We start from the raw sequence: 14,994 nt of genomic DNA on the forward strand, positions 1-14,994 counted from the left end.
GAAAATCAAATAATCACTATAAAGATCAAGCATATCCATTTAATTCCCTCCCTAAAATTAAGGGCGGAATTCTAATGCTTTTTAGTCAAACTACAAGTTTATGTGCGTAACATGAGTAAGTTATTTTCAGCAATATGCTCCTGAGTACAATAAAGCCTTTTTGTTTGAAAAATGGAATCCTTCCCAGGTACATACTGCAAAAGAATTGGGTTGTAGTATAGGCACAACGCATTATTCTGAGTTAACTGAAGAGCGCGTTCTTAAGATGAAAGAGGCTGGTCTTTGCGTGTACTCTTACACGGTGGATAATATCGATGACGCAAGACGCTTAAGGGATTGGGGGGTGGATGCGATTTTTAGTAATGATCCGACCAAGCTTGCTCTCTTACTAGAGGAAGTCTGTCACACTTCTCTTGCTTTATAGAGGCAGGGGAACTCTGTCGCAGGTTATTTGTTTTTCTACTAAAAATAGATAGCTTGCACCCTTATATTTGTGTAGGATGAATTGAAATAACAGCCCGTAAAATAACAAGTTTACTCATGAGAAAAAAATTAATATTCTCCGCTTTAATAGTCGGGGGATTATTAAGCTGTACTAAAAAACCAATGCATCCCGTTAATCTCGTACCTAGCCAATTTCCATCAAGCACTAAAGCCTATAAACCCATAGAACATATTGCTTATCGCGCCTGGTGGCGGCAATTTCATGATCAGGAATTAAATCTACTCATTGATTTAGGTCTTAAAAACAATAACGATATCCATATAGCGCTCGCGAATTTGCAACAAGCGCAAGGTGCATTGCAACAAGTAAAATTGAGTTGGATTCCTATAATTAAAACTTATGCCGGATACTCTACTAACCCGGCCTTAGGCGCGCCTGCTGGTTTTTATGGAGTTTGGCCTTATTATGCGATTAATATCATGCAGCTTTATTCGCAACAAAAACAGGCCAAGTATTATGTTGACTATGCGCAAGCGGCCATTTCCGGAGCTCGTCTATTGGTAATTGGGCAAATCAGTGCTGCCTATTTTACTTTGATGGCACAACACGAGCAGTTACGTTTAATTAAACAACTAGATAAAGACTTAAAACAATTAATTGTCTTAAGTGAACAAGATATTCGCATTGGTTTGGCTACCCAAATTGATTTAGCGCAATTGCAAGCCGATGAACGACAAGTTGCTGCCCAAATCCATCCCGTGCAACATAATATTGTAGTGAGTGAAAATGCGCTGCGTTATTTAATTAATGCGGATCCGGGTGCGGTGCGCTCTAAAAATAATTTTGCCCAGCTTGATTTTAGCCGTTTTAAACCCGGTAGTGTGCCGGTAGAGGTGTTGAATAACCGTCCTGATATGAAAATGGCAGAATATGCTCTTAAAGCTGCAAAAATGGATATTAATATTGCTTACAGTAATTTTTTCCCTGCCTTACAGCTGGATGATTTTATCGGGGAGGCTCACCTTCCTAATTCGAAGTTCGTACAAGCATCCGATGCGTATTTTAATGGCAGCGTGGCCTTAAGCACCTTAGGGACAATAAGTACGGCAAAAGGTGGCTATCAGGCAAAAATTGCCGAATTTATTAAAACCGCCAAACGAATTTTAAAAGAGGTAGATACAGATTACTCTGCTAATAAGCAAATGAACCAACAATATTTAACCTATTTACATGCAGAAAAAGATTATCGTCATAAATATAAATTGCAGCAAGGATTGTTAAAAACAGGCTTGATTTCTTATAAAGAATTAGTACAAAGTAAGATATATTTAGATAATTTAGCACTATCAACGAACCAGGCCAAATTAGAACTAGCCATGTCTTTGGTTATCTTATATCAAGATTTAGCTGGCGGTTATGCCTATACGCAGGGATCTACGCTTTAATGAATGTGAATTGGAAGTGGTTGCGCAGAAAAAACAACAATTTTTTTTACCGATTAAAGCGGTGGTTTACGTTTACCCACACTATTATTTTGATTGGTGTAATAACTACCGTCATTTATCTCTTTTCCTTTTTATTTCCATTTACTGATAATGCTTTTGTCGTTAATAATGTTCGTCCGGTGGCAGCGCTAGCTAATGGTTATATTACCGGCCTGTATGTGAAAAATGGTGAGGCAGTTAGAAAAGGCCAGAAGTTATTTACAGTGTTTAAAAAACCTTACCGTTATGCGGTTGAGAAACTTAGTGCTGATTTAGCTGCGGCTAAAGCGCAATTAGCGGCTTTAAAAACAACCTATGAGCGTGATCTTAAATTAAGTGACAATCAGCAACGTTTATATACAAAGCTTGCCCAAGATGACAAAAAATATCGCAAAGGTTATCAATTAAAATCTATTTCCCTCATCACTTTACAAAACTCGCAACAAGAAACACAAGCAGCAAAAGACAAATGGGAGGCTTCTTTAAAGCAAATGGAGATTGATACCCACCAAATTAATGCACAAGAACAAGAAATTAAATCCTTAAGTGCACAGTTAAAAAATGCCCAAGTTAATTTAGAGCTCACTGATGTGTATGCGCAAGGCAATGGAATTATTCAAAATTTATTTTTTACCTTAGGCACGCCGGTTAATATTAATCAACCTCTCTTCTCTTTAGTGGATACCGACAACATTTATATTCAGGCAAATTTTAATGAAACGGATTTACGTGATGTGCGCAAAGGCGCAAAAGTACTTATTTATCCACGCATGTATTTAGGACGAAAAGTATTTCATGGCGTTATTGAGTCTGATTATTGGGGTGCCAATCGACAATTGGTTGATAATCGTACCCAATTACAAAATGTAATTAATGAAAATCAATGGATTTTATTACCGCAACGTTTGCCAGTGATTATAAGAGTCCTTGATCCTAATCCCTATTATCCCTTGCGTGTAGGAAGTAGTGCTTATGTTTATATCCAAGTTTAAGCATTGGCTTGATGAGGTAGATCCTTATACTATCCAGCGAGGGGCTCTCCATAAGGCTTTATTTATCGCAACTATGGCCACCTATGTGTATTGGTTTTTTTTACCGGTAGATTACATGGCCTTTATTTTACCTTTTTTTATTTTGTCCGTTTATGAAATGCCCACCTTGTCTAATTTTAAAAAGAAGGAACAATTACTCCTTTTTATTAGTCTTGGGGTGATGATAATTAGTGTGTCTTTTTATTTAGTTTATCCCTTTCCTGTAGTCTTTTTCTTTTTTTCTCTTGGGGTGTTAACGATTCTCTATTTTTTGGTACTACGCTACTTTTATGCTTTAAAAAATTTAATTATGATGACCTTATCTATTGGGACCATCATTTTAAGTACCACTCCGCTCGGCAATTTGCAAATGGCTTACGGCTTTATCTCATCGATTGCACTTTCTTCCTTTACCATCATGATGTGCTTAAGGTTTTTCCCCCACCAATACTTAAGGGTCTGGAATAGGGCTTTAGCCCATTTTATCCAGTATTTTGAAACCGATATTGAAAATGCTTTGGTAGAGGATAAATATAAAACCATTATGGAGGAGATAATCCACTTTGAAATGGTACGCAATTATCAGCGTTTAGTAGGTAAAAAATACCTTTTAACCAGTTATCGCGTAGCAGTCTATATCCGTAATATCCAACTGTCTTTGGATAATCTTTATTATGAGAAAAAAAATGAAATTTTCTGGCGCAGTATTAAAAATAATCTTCAGCAATTGCGTTTAAAGATGAGCACTTATACCCCTTGTGCGCTACCTCAAATTGATTTTCCTCCAGAAACTAAATTGCAACATTATGTGGCCAATTGTTTAACCAAGGCTTTTATTCATTGGAATAAATTATGCAAACTGCGCTACAGTTAAAAAGAAAACTTGACTATGCACGATTCGTGCATTTGGCTGTGGTCTTTATGATGGCTATGTTTCTCTTTTTATTTTCAACTATTCCGGAAAAAAAATGGGTTTTATTAACGGTCTTAGTGGTGAGTGCGGGTATTGAGCCTGGATTAATTATTCGACGCTCTATCCATCGAATGGGAGGGACGCTTGCAGCCTTACTGATTTTGGTCCCCCTAATTTATTTAATTCAATTAAACTATCGCTTCATTCCGGTACTCTTTATCCTAACCCTCATTGCTTTAAACGTAACCGCCTTAAATACTCGACGTTATGATATTAGTGTTTTTTTTGTTACCTTGTCTGTATTTCTCTTATTAGCCCAAACCACTGATGCCAATTCACCCCAAGGACCGGTTGAGATGATGATTAATCGCGGCACCTGTACCTTGATAGGGATCATTATTGTTTTAGTAGGCGATTATGTTTTATTTCAGAGCTATCGCTATTCGCATAAGCTTTATTTTTTTCATCAAATGGTAATTTATAATTTTTTTAAAGAAAAAATCCAAGAAATTGATTTATGCAAACAAAGGGGAAAAAGTACTTTTCTTTTTCTTGAGCGCATGCGAGATCAAATTATTGCCCATTTTGCCCCCATTGCAATAAGCTCGGAAAATTTGAAATTAGAGCATAAAGTGAGCGAGCACACGAAAGAACAGATAGTGCGCTTTCAGTCCGCTATTTGGGAAATCCGTCGTTTACTCTTTGCCTTGAGTATGTCCGAATTGGTTTTAGAAGCACCGGATAAAACCGAACGCCACCTTCAACGCTTTGATTATTTAATGGCTAAGGCAAAGGAAAACTTTATTTATTAGCATTCAATTGCTTGCAGTAATTCAATCTGCTCGTTGAGATTAGACAATAGGTTTTGCCAGTAAATCGGAGTATTAAACCAAGGAAAACTTAGAGGAAAAGCTGGGTCGGACCAACGTTTGGCAAGCCATCCTGAGTAATGGAGAAGACGCAGCGTACGTAACACTTCAATTAAGTGGCGTTCACTAAAGTTAAAATCATGAAACTCACTATAACCCTGTAAAATCTTTTCGAGTTGACTTTCCATTTGTGCTGGCTCCCCAGAAAGGAGCATCCATATGTCTTGGATGGCAGGACCCATGAGGCAATCATCCAAATCAACTATATGAGGACCTGACTCGCGCCAAAGGACATTGCCTGCATGGCAATCACCATGCAAACGCATTTGCTTAATCGGACCTAAAGATTTAACTATTTGCTCACTTAGTTCTAACGCCGTTTCAACTGTTTTGCAAAAATTTGCTTTTAAATAGTCAGGAATAAAATCTTGGTCAATAAGCAAGGTATAGGCATCATAGCCATAATTTTGCGTGGTTAACTGAACACGATGCTTAAAGGATCCACAGGCACTGATCCGATGTAGGCGTCCAATAAATCGTCCCATCCATTCAAGTTGTTCGATATTATCGAGTTCTAAGCCATGGCCGCCCCGACGAGGAAAGAGTGCGAAGCGAAAACCATGATGATGATGTAAGGTCTGCTCATTGATGATGAGAGGCGCAATAATGGGAAGTTCGTGCTCTACCAATTCCAGTGAAAATTGATGCTCCTCTAAAATAGCCTCAGAATTCCACCGTTCTGGACGATAAAATTTCGCAATCAGAGGATCTTTGCCCTCAATCCCAACTTGATAAACTCGATTTTCAAAACTATTAAGTGCGAGCAGGCTACCAGTGCAAGTAAAACCTATACTTTCAATAGCATCTAAAATGACATCCGGTTCAAGAGCTGTGAAGGGGTGGGCTTGGTTGTTCAAAAGGGATCCTTAAAGTCGAAGTAGGAGCAGATTATACCGCTTTAATTTAGTGATTGCAGGAAGCTAGAAAATAATTTCGCCGAGAGTTTATTGGACTTAATCCCCTCAAATCTTTAGTTTAATTGGAGCCTTTTTTCTGCCTCTTTTTGTTGGGCAGAAAAATCCATTATTTGTTCTTTCGATAAATAGAAAATATAGGGTTGCATGCCTGAATAGTGACTTTCCACTATAATACTAAACACAGTGTTCTCACCAATTGGTTTTTTTTCATTAATGGGATAGAGTTTTTGCACCAAATCATAGGAGTTATCTAAGCCCTCAGAATTAAATCCAAATAACTCCACTAGTTCTTTTAGATTAAGATTGGCAAGATATTTGACGGCTAAATCAAGGTCATTGGCTGTAAGGCCTGTTTCAGGGGTCATAAGATTGTTTAACTTCTGTTTATAAATAGAACAGGTTTGCCCTGAGGATTTGTCAAATTGGACAGTAGTTAAGCGAGGATCAGTTTGATACACCAGCTCACCTTTGAATACTTGTTGGCCTTGCGCATAAATATAAGCACCATTCACGTCTATAGAACTTTTAGGCGGCTTAGTAGTCCAATCTAGATTATCAAAAATAAAGACGCTTCGTGCTCCCAGCAATTCGCTGACTCCTGGGATATTGTTAAAGTTATTAACATGGGCATTTCCCATAAAGGCACACCACTGTTTGTCCTTAGGTAAGGTGCTAATTTCACGTTCCATGATTTTAGCGGCCGTATAATTCATATAACTGATACGAGTATCGTCTAACTGTTGGTTATCAACCCCAATTTTTTGACTTTTATACACGGAGCTAATATCAATTCCTACTACCCTAATTCCTGCTTCCCGGGCAGCCTTTAAAACTGCTATATAATCGTTTTCTTTCCATAAGGGTGAGCTAAGGTTTGAGGCAGCCCCAAAAGAATGCTCCATTCCACTGCGGTTCATATCTTTAAGTCTTGCCATTAAATTGGCAGAGAATTTCCCGGTCAGGAAAAACTCATCGAGATCTTGTTGATTGGTGTCATAAAATAAATGCTCCATGAATAAAATTTCACAGCCCTTTGCTTTCATTTGTTTCATGTTTTCGATTAAAAATTTTTTGGGGCTAATATGGGAATGTGATTCACCAACAATAAAGGGTGCATCGAATAGTTCGTGGCTTTTCTCTAAGGGCTTAGGTGGTACTCGAGAAGCTTGCGAAAAAAATTCATCGAGTTTTACTGCAAATTGCGTAGGTTCTAAATATTCATGCGAATATTGGGTGCCCCCTTGGTTATAAACCTCAACAGTGGTGGGAACAATGGACTGGCAAAATTCTTTACGCCGATCATTAGCAGTATCTTCTTTGGAATACATATTGGCAATGCTAGTTGGTCTATATACTTGATTATAGCCCAGTCTACCTGTGAATTTCCTTTTACCCTCAAGGTACAAGTATAAGAGACAGCAAATTATAGAAACTTGCTGCCTTGAAATAATTTAGGTGGTGAGGGTACTTCTTGCTGTTAAATTATTTTCCTCAAGCAGAGTGATAAGGTTCTTTTCTTTTAAAGTAGTCAGAAGTAAAGAGGGATCGTTGTTATTAATCCATTCATCTAAATTCTGTAATAGGCGCAAACGCTTACCCCAAACAGCAGAGGGGCTTTTTACTGGCGCATGGTTCATTACTTCATTGATGGCTAAAGATATTAATGGACGTAGCTCATCAGAGTTTTGAGCATTTAGTTTTTTAATTAATTCTTCACAGGCCCATTTAGCTTTCAGCCGTTTATAAATTAGAGGAGACATGGTGACCGTATGGGCCAGTAAAAAAGCAAGTGAGGCCCCGAATGCGAAAGGTACTACGCCTCCATGTTCACTTTTATTGGCTGCCAAAAAACCACCCACAGCCGTGCTTGCAATCACAAAACCGCGCTCTAATAATTCGCGATTAGAATAGCGATGATTACCAAAAAATAAACTTCCTGGTCTATTCCAGTTTACTAAATAGCCAGTTTGTTGATTTAAAAACTCCCGAGTACTTGCAAAGAAGGGCATAAGCTCACCTTTATGTTAAAAGAATAGTATGCTATGCCCATTTTTTGCTACGCACAAGCCTTTTTTGATTCTGATTAGTTCATTTGGATAAGCTTTAAAACATAAGCTATTGAGGGCACAACCAGGACATTGAATAAGCCCACTAAGATCATGATCAAACTGGCAATTGCGCCTTCGGTATTTCCCATTTTGCGTGCTTGCGCCGTTCCTGCTGCGTGGGCGGCAGCACCTAAGCAAGCACCTCGCGCTAAAGCAGAATTAAAGTGGGTACGAGCTAAAATGAATTCACCTATTATTGCTCCAAGAATTCCGGTTAACACGACAAAAATAGCGGTGAGATCAGGAGTGCCGCCAATGCCCCGAGACACTACTAAAGCAAAAGGGGTGCTGATTGAACGGGGTAAAAGGCTTAAGCGTAAATTTTCATCAAGCCCTAAGAGCCAGGCAAGACCCCAACTGGATAATAAGGCGATAAAACTACCCACCAAGACACCCACCAATAGAATAGACCAGTACTCGCGAATGAGTGCTCTTTGCTCATAAATAGGGATAGCAAAGGAAACGGTCACAGGGCCAATTAATAGAACTAGCCAGCGAGTCCCTTGAAAATAATCTTGATAATTTGCATGCAATAAGAGAACAACACTGCCAATCAGAATTGGAGTTAGTGCAATTGGCGTTAGCCACCAAACAGGCCATAAGCGATGGGCTTGCTTAGTAAAGAAATAGAAAAATACCGTGACGAAAGACCAAAATAAACTTTGTACGAGTGGCTCATTGAGCAGTAGGTGTAGCATGAGCTGTCCTCCAATAGTAACAAAGATCGACTACCAGGGCAGTGACTAGAATAACGCTTACAGTGCTTAATATAATGACCGCAAGGATTTTAATACCCAGTAAACCAAGGAACTCACGGTGTTCTAACACAGCAAGCACTGCCGGTATAAAAAAGAGGAGCATTTCTTTTAATAACAATTGGGCTCCACCTTTAATACTCTCCAGAGCTAATTTTTTACTCAGTAAAAGGAGTAAAACCAAGCCTAAACCTAAAATCCCGCCGGGTAGGGGCAGTTTGGTTAACTTTACGGTAAGTTCGCAACTTAACCATAAAAGGCAAACGAACAAAGTTTGCAGCAGAGAATTTTTTTGTAATAAAGATGTAAGATATCTGAGCATAATGAGCCTTCCTTTTTCATCACTAAGTTTACACCTTATGTAATTATGAATAAAATGAATTTATAGACTTATACTTATTCTTAAAGGGAATGGATATGGAATTAAAATTAGTGCGGGTATTTGTGGAGGTGGTGCGCCAAGGGGGATTTTCTAAAGCAGCGGAGCGTTTATTTAGTACACAATCGACGGTAAGTAAAGCCATCAAGCAGTTAGAGAATGAATTAGGTTTATTGCTCCTAGAACGGTTTAAAACACATCATTTACTTACAGCAGCTGGAGAGATTGTTTATCGCCGGGGCGTCAAATTACTCGCTGAACGTGAGGATTTGCTTAAAGAGCTAGATGAAATTCGAGGCTTAAAGCAAGGACGACTGCGCTTGGGGATTTCTCCCGTGGGCAGTAGTTTATTTTTTGCTCCTCTTTTTGCCCGTTATAACCAGCGTTATCCAGGCATTGAGGTAGAGTTAATTGAACATGGAGGTGATAAATTAGCTGAACTTTTACACGCCGGTGATATCGATTTTGCGGGAACCTTATTGCCAGTTTCCGAGGAATTTGACTATCAAGCACTTCATTCAGAACCCTTAGTGGCTTTATTGGTGGGCGGCCATCCTTTGGCTAAAAAGGAAACGCTCTCATTATTGGATTTGAAAGAAATTCCTTTTATCCTTTTTGGCAGCGGATTTGCTTTGCACCGAGTGATCTTAGATGCTTGTCATCGAGCGGGCTTTGAGCCGAAAGTAGTGGCACAAAGCAGCCAGATTGATTTTATGTTAGAATTGGTTTCAGCAGGACTTGGGGTCACTTTCCTCCCGCGTCTGGTTGCTAAACATCGGGCTAATCACCGGGTTCAATCCATTTTATTGTTAGAGTCTGAATTGCAATGGAATATGGCTATGGCCTGGCGGCGTAATGCTTATCTTTCTGAGGCAGCCAAAGCATGGCTGGCTTTAGTTAAAGAAGTTTATCCTTCTTAAGTATTAATGACCCAAACTCGTAGTTTCTTCATATAGAAACTCTTCCGCATTATTGTAGATATCAAAGAATACTTTTCCAATAAAGGACTCACGTGCTGCTTCTGCTGCGGCTTTATTAGGATAGCCAACATTCAATGAGACTAAACTACGAGTTATAAAGATTAAGCATGCGACAAGGGCATTCATTGCGTTTAGGATACAAGCCCCCAGTTCTAAGCTGATACCTTCTATAAGTTTGGGTAGGGTCTGGCATGGATGTTCAAATAAAGCACCTAATAACAATAAGCTACCCTGCGCAATTCGGGCTGCATTAATTAGTGTTTTTAAAGTATAACAAAGAGGATAAATAAGGGAACTTGCATGAGCCTCACTCGAATAATGGGGGAGATAGCTTAAACTGGTTTGGATTGCGAGCAGCTTAGTTGCAGTGTCTTTATGATCTTCAGCCGAATTTTTAAATAAACTAATCCGTGAAAGTAGGGACATGGGAAGCAACTCCTAAATAAATTAAAACAAAAAAAATGCATAAACATTGTACGTTAATTTTATTAAAACCTTGCTAAAGGGATAACCTGATAAGAAGGAGTTTCATAAGGATGGGCCTTTTTTAAAGCCTGAATGACCTCCTCAATACAAGCCTCATCACAAACTGTTTCTACTTTATATTCGCTAACAAGTTCTAACTGATTAAGTTCGCCAATAAAAGCCTTACTACCTTCTAAGGGTTTAAATTGCCCTTGACCTAATACTTGCCACGCACAGTGGCTATAATTCCCAATTATTCCTGCGCCAGCCGCAAAAATCGCATTTTTTACTGCTTCGACGTGGGTTTGCGGAACATGAAAATAAAGCATATACATCATTAATCCAAGTGAGGAGTTCTAAGGTTAAGTTATATGAGGATAAAGCTTTAAGCAAATAGAAAATAATGAGCGATTATCAACACGTCTTAGTGTTAGATAGGAAAAAATGTTACTAAGCAGATCGACCTGACCGGGCTTTGTTATCCCAATCCCCTAAAGGTAATAAAAAATTTTAAATAGTAAAAATAAAACAATATGTAAATTCCCTAAGGCATTGTACAATAAATGTGAATTCTATCTGTGAGAATGCTATGAATAACTGTAAGAATAAAATCTTCCCTTGGATACTCTTTTTTTTCGCTGGCTTAACCAGCCTAAGTAGCCATGCATGGGGTTGGAATCATTATCATGGTGGTGGTTGGGGCTATGGTGGCCCAGGTTATTATGGCCCTGGATATGGTTATGGATGGGGTGGTCCCAATTTAATTATTAACGTTCCTATTGTTCCGCCTCCACCACCTCGAGTGTATGTGCGTGAGTGTGAAACAGTGCAAATTTGTAATGAATATGATGAATGTTGGTTAGAACGTCAATGTAATTAAACGACCTAAATCCGCTATAGTAAGAAAATAGCATTTAAATGGAGCAAATTAATGGCTGAGACTCAAGTTTATAAAAAACTATATCGCTCCCGTAGCGAGCGAAGAATAGCTGGAGTTTGTGGCGGTTTAGCGGTTTATTTTAGAGTTGATCCTTTTTTAATCCGCCTAATTTTTATCCTATTCTTCCTGGCTGGAGGAGCGGCTTTGCTGATTTATGTCATTATGTGGCTATTAGTTCCCTTAGAACCCACAATCATGGATAAAACGACGGTTATCCTTAAGGATGAAAGACCAGATAGGTTATAAAGCTAGATAGGGTCAAGCGTCAACAACCTTGGCCCTAATCCTCCATCACGAAGGGATCTAAATCAGCATTGATGTTCACACTATATTCTGCTCGTTGGGCAACTTCATCGCGAAGAGCTTCCCCATATAAACGCGCAATGGTATACAAGCTCATGTCAATCCCTGCCGCAATTCCTGCTGAACTAATTATTCTTCCAGCATCAACCCAACGGGCTTTTTTAACCCAGTGAACTTGGGGGCCTTGTTCCATCACCCAATTAAAAGCACGTTTGTTGCTGGTAGCTTTCAGGCCATCTAATAGGCCTGCTTTTGCTAATAGGGTGGAACCTGTACAAACTGATAAAGTCAGTTCGCTTTGCTCTGAGCGAGTTTTAATCCAATGCAACAAGGGACTGTTAAATACCTCCTTACGAGTTCCCATGCCTCCAGGAACTAAAAGAAGATCTAATGGTGGGGCGTTATGCCAATGAAATTCAGTATGGACTAATTGGCCCTGTGCGGATTGCACTAAACCACCATGTTCTGAGATCATGGCAATAGCAAGACGATCTGAAAGCATGCCAAACATTTCTAAGGGACCGAAAACATCTAAAGTTTCAAACTCCGGAAATAACAGCACACCTAAGGTTTTAAATGAAGAAAACGAGGTCATAATAAGCTTATCCTTTAGCAAAAATAAATTCTACTCTTCAAAAAGTAAGGCCATAAATAGATGATGTTCATAGTTACCATTTATACGTACGGCATTTTTATGAATACCTTCCTTAACAAAACCAAATTGCTCATAGAGGGCAATAGCACGATGATTTTTTTCCCGGACAGTAAGTTCAATACGAGTGAGGCCTTTCAAGCGAGCTTGTCCTATAGCAGTTTTTAGTAATTTTTTACCAATCCCTTGATTACGATAAGGAGCAAGAATGCCTATACCAAGTACACCAATATGGGCAAATACCGGTCTATCTAATCCGGTGATATCACACCAACCAATCACCTCGTTATCTCGTACCGCAACCAAATGGGGCCAATTTCCCTTTATATTTTCATTAATATAGTTTTTCGTAGTAAGAATAGGCGGACCCTCTAAGAAAGCCAAATAGTGATGCTCGCGGGCAACACTATCTACAGCAGTCCAAAACGACTCCAGATGATTTTCGCGGATAGGAATGATTTCATAATTCATTAGTCATAGCCTTTGCTGGTTGATACCAATCTTTTCCATTAACAAAACGTGCGATTAACATGGAGCTGACACTATTACCCGTGACATTAAGCATGGTGGCCAGCGGATCAATAATAATACTAATGGCGGCAATAGCAATTAAAACAGAGGGGGGGAAACCATAAACACTTAAAATAAGTAATTCTCCTAACATTCCTCCGCTAGGAATAGCGCCCATTACTGTGCCTACCAAGACCGATACACCTAAGGCAGTCAATAACACTGCAGGACTTGAAAAGTCTAAATGAAAAAGTCCAAAGATAAAGGCAATTTTAAACATCCCACCAATGACTGAACCATCTTTATGGATGAGTGAACCTAATGGTATTGTAGTGTCAGCAATTTCCGGGGGTACGTTCATTTTTTTGGTGGCTGCTAAATTAGCAGGGATGCTTGCCGCACTGCTGCAAGTAGCCAAGGAGGTAAGCATAGGAATAAGTACATTAGCCCAAAAAAGGCGTACCCCTTTTTGCTTGGCTGCAATAAAGGCAAATAGGGTGGAGGCAATTATAAAGTACAAACCCGCCGAACAATAATATAGTACAGTTACCCGTAAGTAATTTCCCATAACTTGAGGTCCTAACTCGCTTACTAGCACAGCAAAATAGGCAAAAAAACCTATGGGAGCAAAAAACATGATGAGATCAAATAGACGCATGAACAGTGTTTCACAAGCTTCTAAAATTCTCAAAATAAGCGTGCTTTTTTCTTGCGTAATTTGAGTTGCTGCTAAGCCAATTAAAATCGAGAACACAATCAAGGCCAGCATATGCTGATGTGATAACAGGTGGCTAAAATCAGAAACAGTAAACATACCGACAATTTGCTCTGCGATATTAATGTGGGCATTTTGTGGGGGTAGTGAAAGTGCAAGTTGCACCCCTTTAGCGGGAGGGCAGAGAAGAACAATCCATAAAGAATAAAGTGCTGCTACCAAGCCTGTGACGAGAAACACCAAGCTCATATAGGACATAATCTTTCCTAATTTTCCTATAGAGCCAGTTCGGGCAATGGCTGAAGAAATACTAAAAAAAATTAACGGAACTATAGTGCTAAAAATTAGGTTGATAAAAATATCGCCGAGAGGCTTTAAGTACTGGCTTTGGGGGCCTAATAAAAAACCGGCCAACCCCCCTGTTAAGATGGAAGTTAATAAAATGAGTGAAAATAGATAAGGTTTAAACGTCTTACAAGAAATCATGGCTTAATAGCTTAATGAGATTATTCTGACTTCATAACAGAAATAAATTAGAAAGTCACTTTTAGCTCTTTAAGTTAAGCTATTTAACTAGTAAAGTACTGTCCCAATCTAGTGTCTTGCTTATTTATTTCAGCTGTATCGAAATAAGGGGCTTAAGTTTATTGAGATTATATGCCTTGCTGGTTATTTAATTTAGATGCACAACAATTAACTTTGGAACTCCAAACTAAATTGACTAAGGCATTATTAAAATCAAAAACAAGCATGAATGCCTCTAAACAAAAGACTTTAGATCTGCTGATTAATGAGTCAGTGCAACGCATTCTTTTGGATATTCATGATAGCTTTGAACGAGAGTTTTGTGGCTTATGTTTGTGCACGCTGATTTATGAACACTTACTTAAGAAGGATAGTTTAAATAGTTTACAAATGACTTTATGGACGAATTTAACTGTTGAAAAAGTTAAATTAGCCTTTAATAATGAAAAAATAGATGAGTTTTGTTTTTATGCTGAGCTTGACTATAAATTAGAGGGACCCCATGAGCCCAGTATTGAAGAGCTTGCTAGTAAGGGGATGTCAACATTACAACGCCTCGGTAATCTGGAACAATTTAAAATAGAAACCTCTACTCTAATCGATAAATTCATTAGTACGGTTCCTAAAAATCAATATGTCGTGTTAATTGGTAATAGCCCAGCCTATCTTTATTCTCTATTGGCTGAACAAGATTATAGGGTAATTATTTTGCCCCTAAGTGGCATCAAGCGATGTACCTTACCAAAAGACGAACAGGGATGGGGAATTTTAATTAATTATGTAGAGCAAGTAATTAAAGCTCAAGCTCCTGCTCACCAAAACCCAGGGGCTTTTCATGACTAGAAATGAACCAATTATTGTTCAGCTGTTTTTTAATCAACAGTCGACAAAAGATTCGGTAAATTTAGGCTGTGAGGCTTATTCGCTCTAAATGGTTAATAAG

The 14,994-nt window shown here is 38.7% G+C and carries 18 protein-coding genes and 1 pseudogene; 9 read left to right on the plus strand and 10 right to left on the minus strand.

Annotated features, from left to right (window positions below; translation table 11 throughout):
• Positions 1-130: 130 nt before the first annotated feature.
• The 5 genes and pseudogenes from ELY15_RS08855 to ELY15_RS08875 form a co-directional block, all read left to right on the plus strand.
• Positions 131-424: pseudogene (locus ELY15_RS08855) on the plus strand (glycerophosphodiester phosphodiesterase); the annotation flags it as partial.
• Positions 425-540: 116 nt separating this feature from the next.
• Complete coding sequence (locus ELY15_RS08860) at positions 541-1,890, plus strand: TolC family protein (RefSeq protein ID WP_127099309.1); 1,350 nt, start codon at positions 541-543, stop codon at positions 1,888-1,890.
• Complete coding sequence (locus tag ELY15_RS08865) at positions 1,890-2,921, plus strand: HlyD family secretion protein (RefSeq protein ID WP_127099310.1); 1,032 nt, start codon at positions 1,890-1,892, stop codon at positions 2,919-2,921. Before ELY15_RS08860 ends, ELY15_RS08865 begins: the two co-directional genes overlap by 1 nt.
• Positions 2,902-3,834, plus strand: a complete 933-nt coding sequence (locus ELY15_RS08870) for a hypothetical protein (protein ID WP_127099311.1) — start codon at positions 2,902-2,904, stop codon at positions 3,832-3,834. Before ELY15_RS08865 ends, ELY15_RS08870 begins: the two co-directional genes overlap by 20 nt.
• Positions 3,813-4,685: an FUSC family protein gene (locus ELY15_RS08875; RefSeq protein WP_127099312.1), complete on the plus strand. Its 873-nt coding sequence runs from the start codon at positions 3,813-3,815 to the stop codon at positions 4,683-4,685. Before ELY15_RS08870 ends, ELY15_RS08875 begins: the two co-directional genes overlap by 22 nt.
• On the opposite strand, the gene ELY15_RS08880 is transcribed toward ELY15_RS08875, so the two are convergent.
• From ELY15_RS08880 to ELY15_RS08900, 5 genes are all read right to left on the minus strand, one after another.
• Positions 4,682-5,659, minus strand: coding sequence for a serine/threonine protein kinase (locus tag ELY15_RS08880; RefSeq protein WP_127099313.1), 978 nt, complete (start codon positions 5,657-5,659; stop codon positions 4,682-4,684). The genes ELY15_RS08875 and ELY15_RS08880 overlap by 4 nt on opposite strands.
• Before the next feature lie 113 nt (positions 5,660-5,772).
• Positions 5,773-7,047 (minus strand): membrane-targeted effector domain-containing toxin, encoded by a 1,275-nt coding sequence (locus tag ELY15_RS08885; RefSeq protein ID WP_127099314.1) that lies wholly within the window; start codon positions 7,045-7,047, stop codon positions 5,773-5,775.
• 123 nt (positions 7,048-7,170) lie between these two features.
• A complete protein-coding gene (locus ELY15_RS08890) occupies positions 7,171-7,728 on the minus strand; it encodes a hypothetical protein (RefSeq protein ID WP_127099315.1) in 558 nt (185 codons plus the stop codon).
• 74 nt (positions 7,729-7,802) lie between these two features.
• Positions 7,803-8,525 (minus strand): LrgB family protein, encoded by a 723-nt coding sequence (locus ELY15_RS08895; protein WP_127099316.1) that lies wholly within the window; start codon positions 8,523-8,525, stop codon positions 7,803-7,805.
• Positions 8,503-8,904 (minus strand): CidA/LrgA family protein, encoded by a 402-nt coding sequence (locus ELY15_RS08900; protein ID WP_127099317.1) that lies wholly within the window; start codon positions 8,902-8,904, stop codon positions 8,503-8,505. Before ELY15_RS08900 ends, ELY15_RS08895 begins: the two co-directional genes overlap by 23 nt.
• Positions 8,905-8,999: 95 nt before the next feature.
• On the opposite strand from ELY15_RS08900, the gene ELY15_RS08905 reads away from it, so the two are divergent.
• Positions 9,000-9,881, plus strand: coding sequence for a LysR family transcriptional regulator (locus tag ELY15_RS08905; protein ID WP_127099318.1), 882 nt, complete (start codon positions 9,000-9,002; stop codon positions 9,879-9,881).
• Between the two features lie 3 nt (positions 9,882-9,884).
• On the opposite strand, the gene ELY15_RS08910 is transcribed toward ELY15_RS08905, so the two are convergent.
• Both ELY15_RS08910 and ELY15_RS08915 read right to left on the minus strand, forming a co-directional pair.
• On the minus strand, positions 9,885-10,367 hold the full coding sequence (locus ELY15_RS08910) for a hypothetical protein (RefSeq protein ID WP_127099319.1): 483 nt from the start codon (positions 10,365-10,367) through the stop codon (positions 9,885-9,887).
• Between the two features lie 62 nt (positions 10,368-10,429).
• Complete coding sequence (locus ELY15_RS08915; RefSeq protein ID WP_127099320.1) at positions 10,430-10,741, minus strand: NGG1p interacting factor NIF3; 312 nt, start codon at positions 10,739-10,741, stop codon at positions 10,430-10,432.
• A gap of 254 nt (positions 10,742-10,995) precedes the next feature.
• Between ELY15_RS08915 and ELY15_RS08920 the strand changes: the two genes are divergently transcribed.
• Both ELY15_RS08920 and ELY15_RS08925 read left to right on the plus strand, forming a co-directional pair.
• Complete coding sequence (locus ELY15_RS08920) at positions 10,996-11,286, plus strand: hypothetical protein (RefSeq protein WP_127099321.1); 291 nt, start codon at positions 10,996-10,998, stop codon at positions 11,284-11,286.
• 51 nt (positions 11,287-11,337) lie between these two features.
• The gene (locus ELY15_RS08925) at positions 11,338-11,592 is read left to right on the plus strand and encodes a PspC domain-containing protein (protein WP_127099322.1); all 255 of its coding nucleotides are present in this window, start codon (positions 11,338-11,340) and stop codon (positions 11,590-11,592) included.
• A 34-nt stretch (positions 11,593-11,626) separates the two neighbouring features.
• Here the strand turns inward: ELY15_RS08925 and ELY15_RS08930 are convergent, their stop codons facing one another.
• From ELY15_RS08930 to ELY15_RS08940, 3 genes are read right to left on the minus strand one after another with little or no spacing between them, the layout of a single operon-like run.
• Positions 11,627-12,244, minus strand: coding sequence for a DJ-1/PfpI family protein (locus ELY15_RS08930; protein WP_127099323.1), 618 nt, complete (start codon positions 12,242-12,244; stop codon positions 11,627-11,629).
• A 30-nt stretch (positions 12,245-12,274) separates the two neighbouring features.
• The gene (locus tag ELY15_RS08935; protein ID WP_127099324.1) at positions 12,275-12,772 is read right to left on the minus strand and encodes a GNAT family N-acetyltransferase; all 498 of its coding nucleotides are present in this window, start codon (positions 12,770-12,772) and stop codon (positions 12,275-12,277) included.
• Positions 12,762-14,012: a dicarboxylate/amino acid:cation symporter gene (locus tag ELY15_RS08940; protein ID WP_127099325.1), complete on the minus strand. Its 1,251-nt coding sequence runs from the start codon at positions 14,010-14,012 to the stop codon at positions 12,762-12,764. Before ELY15_RS08940 ends, ELY15_RS08935 begins: the two co-directional genes overlap by 11 nt.
• Before the next feature lie 171 nt (positions 14,013-14,183).
• On the opposite strand from ELY15_RS08940, the gene ELY15_RS08945 reads away from it, so the two are divergent.
• Entirely contained in the window at positions 14,184-14,894 is a 711-nt protein-coding gene (locus ELY15_RS08945; RefSeq protein ID WP_127099326.1) for a hypothetical protein, read from the plus strand.
• Positions 14,895-14,994 lie beyond the last annotated feature (100 nt).

Source organism: Legionella sp. km772 (genome assembly GCF_003989735.1).
GTDB lineage: Bacteria > Pseudomonadota > Gammaproteobacteria > Legionellales > Legionellaceae > Legionella.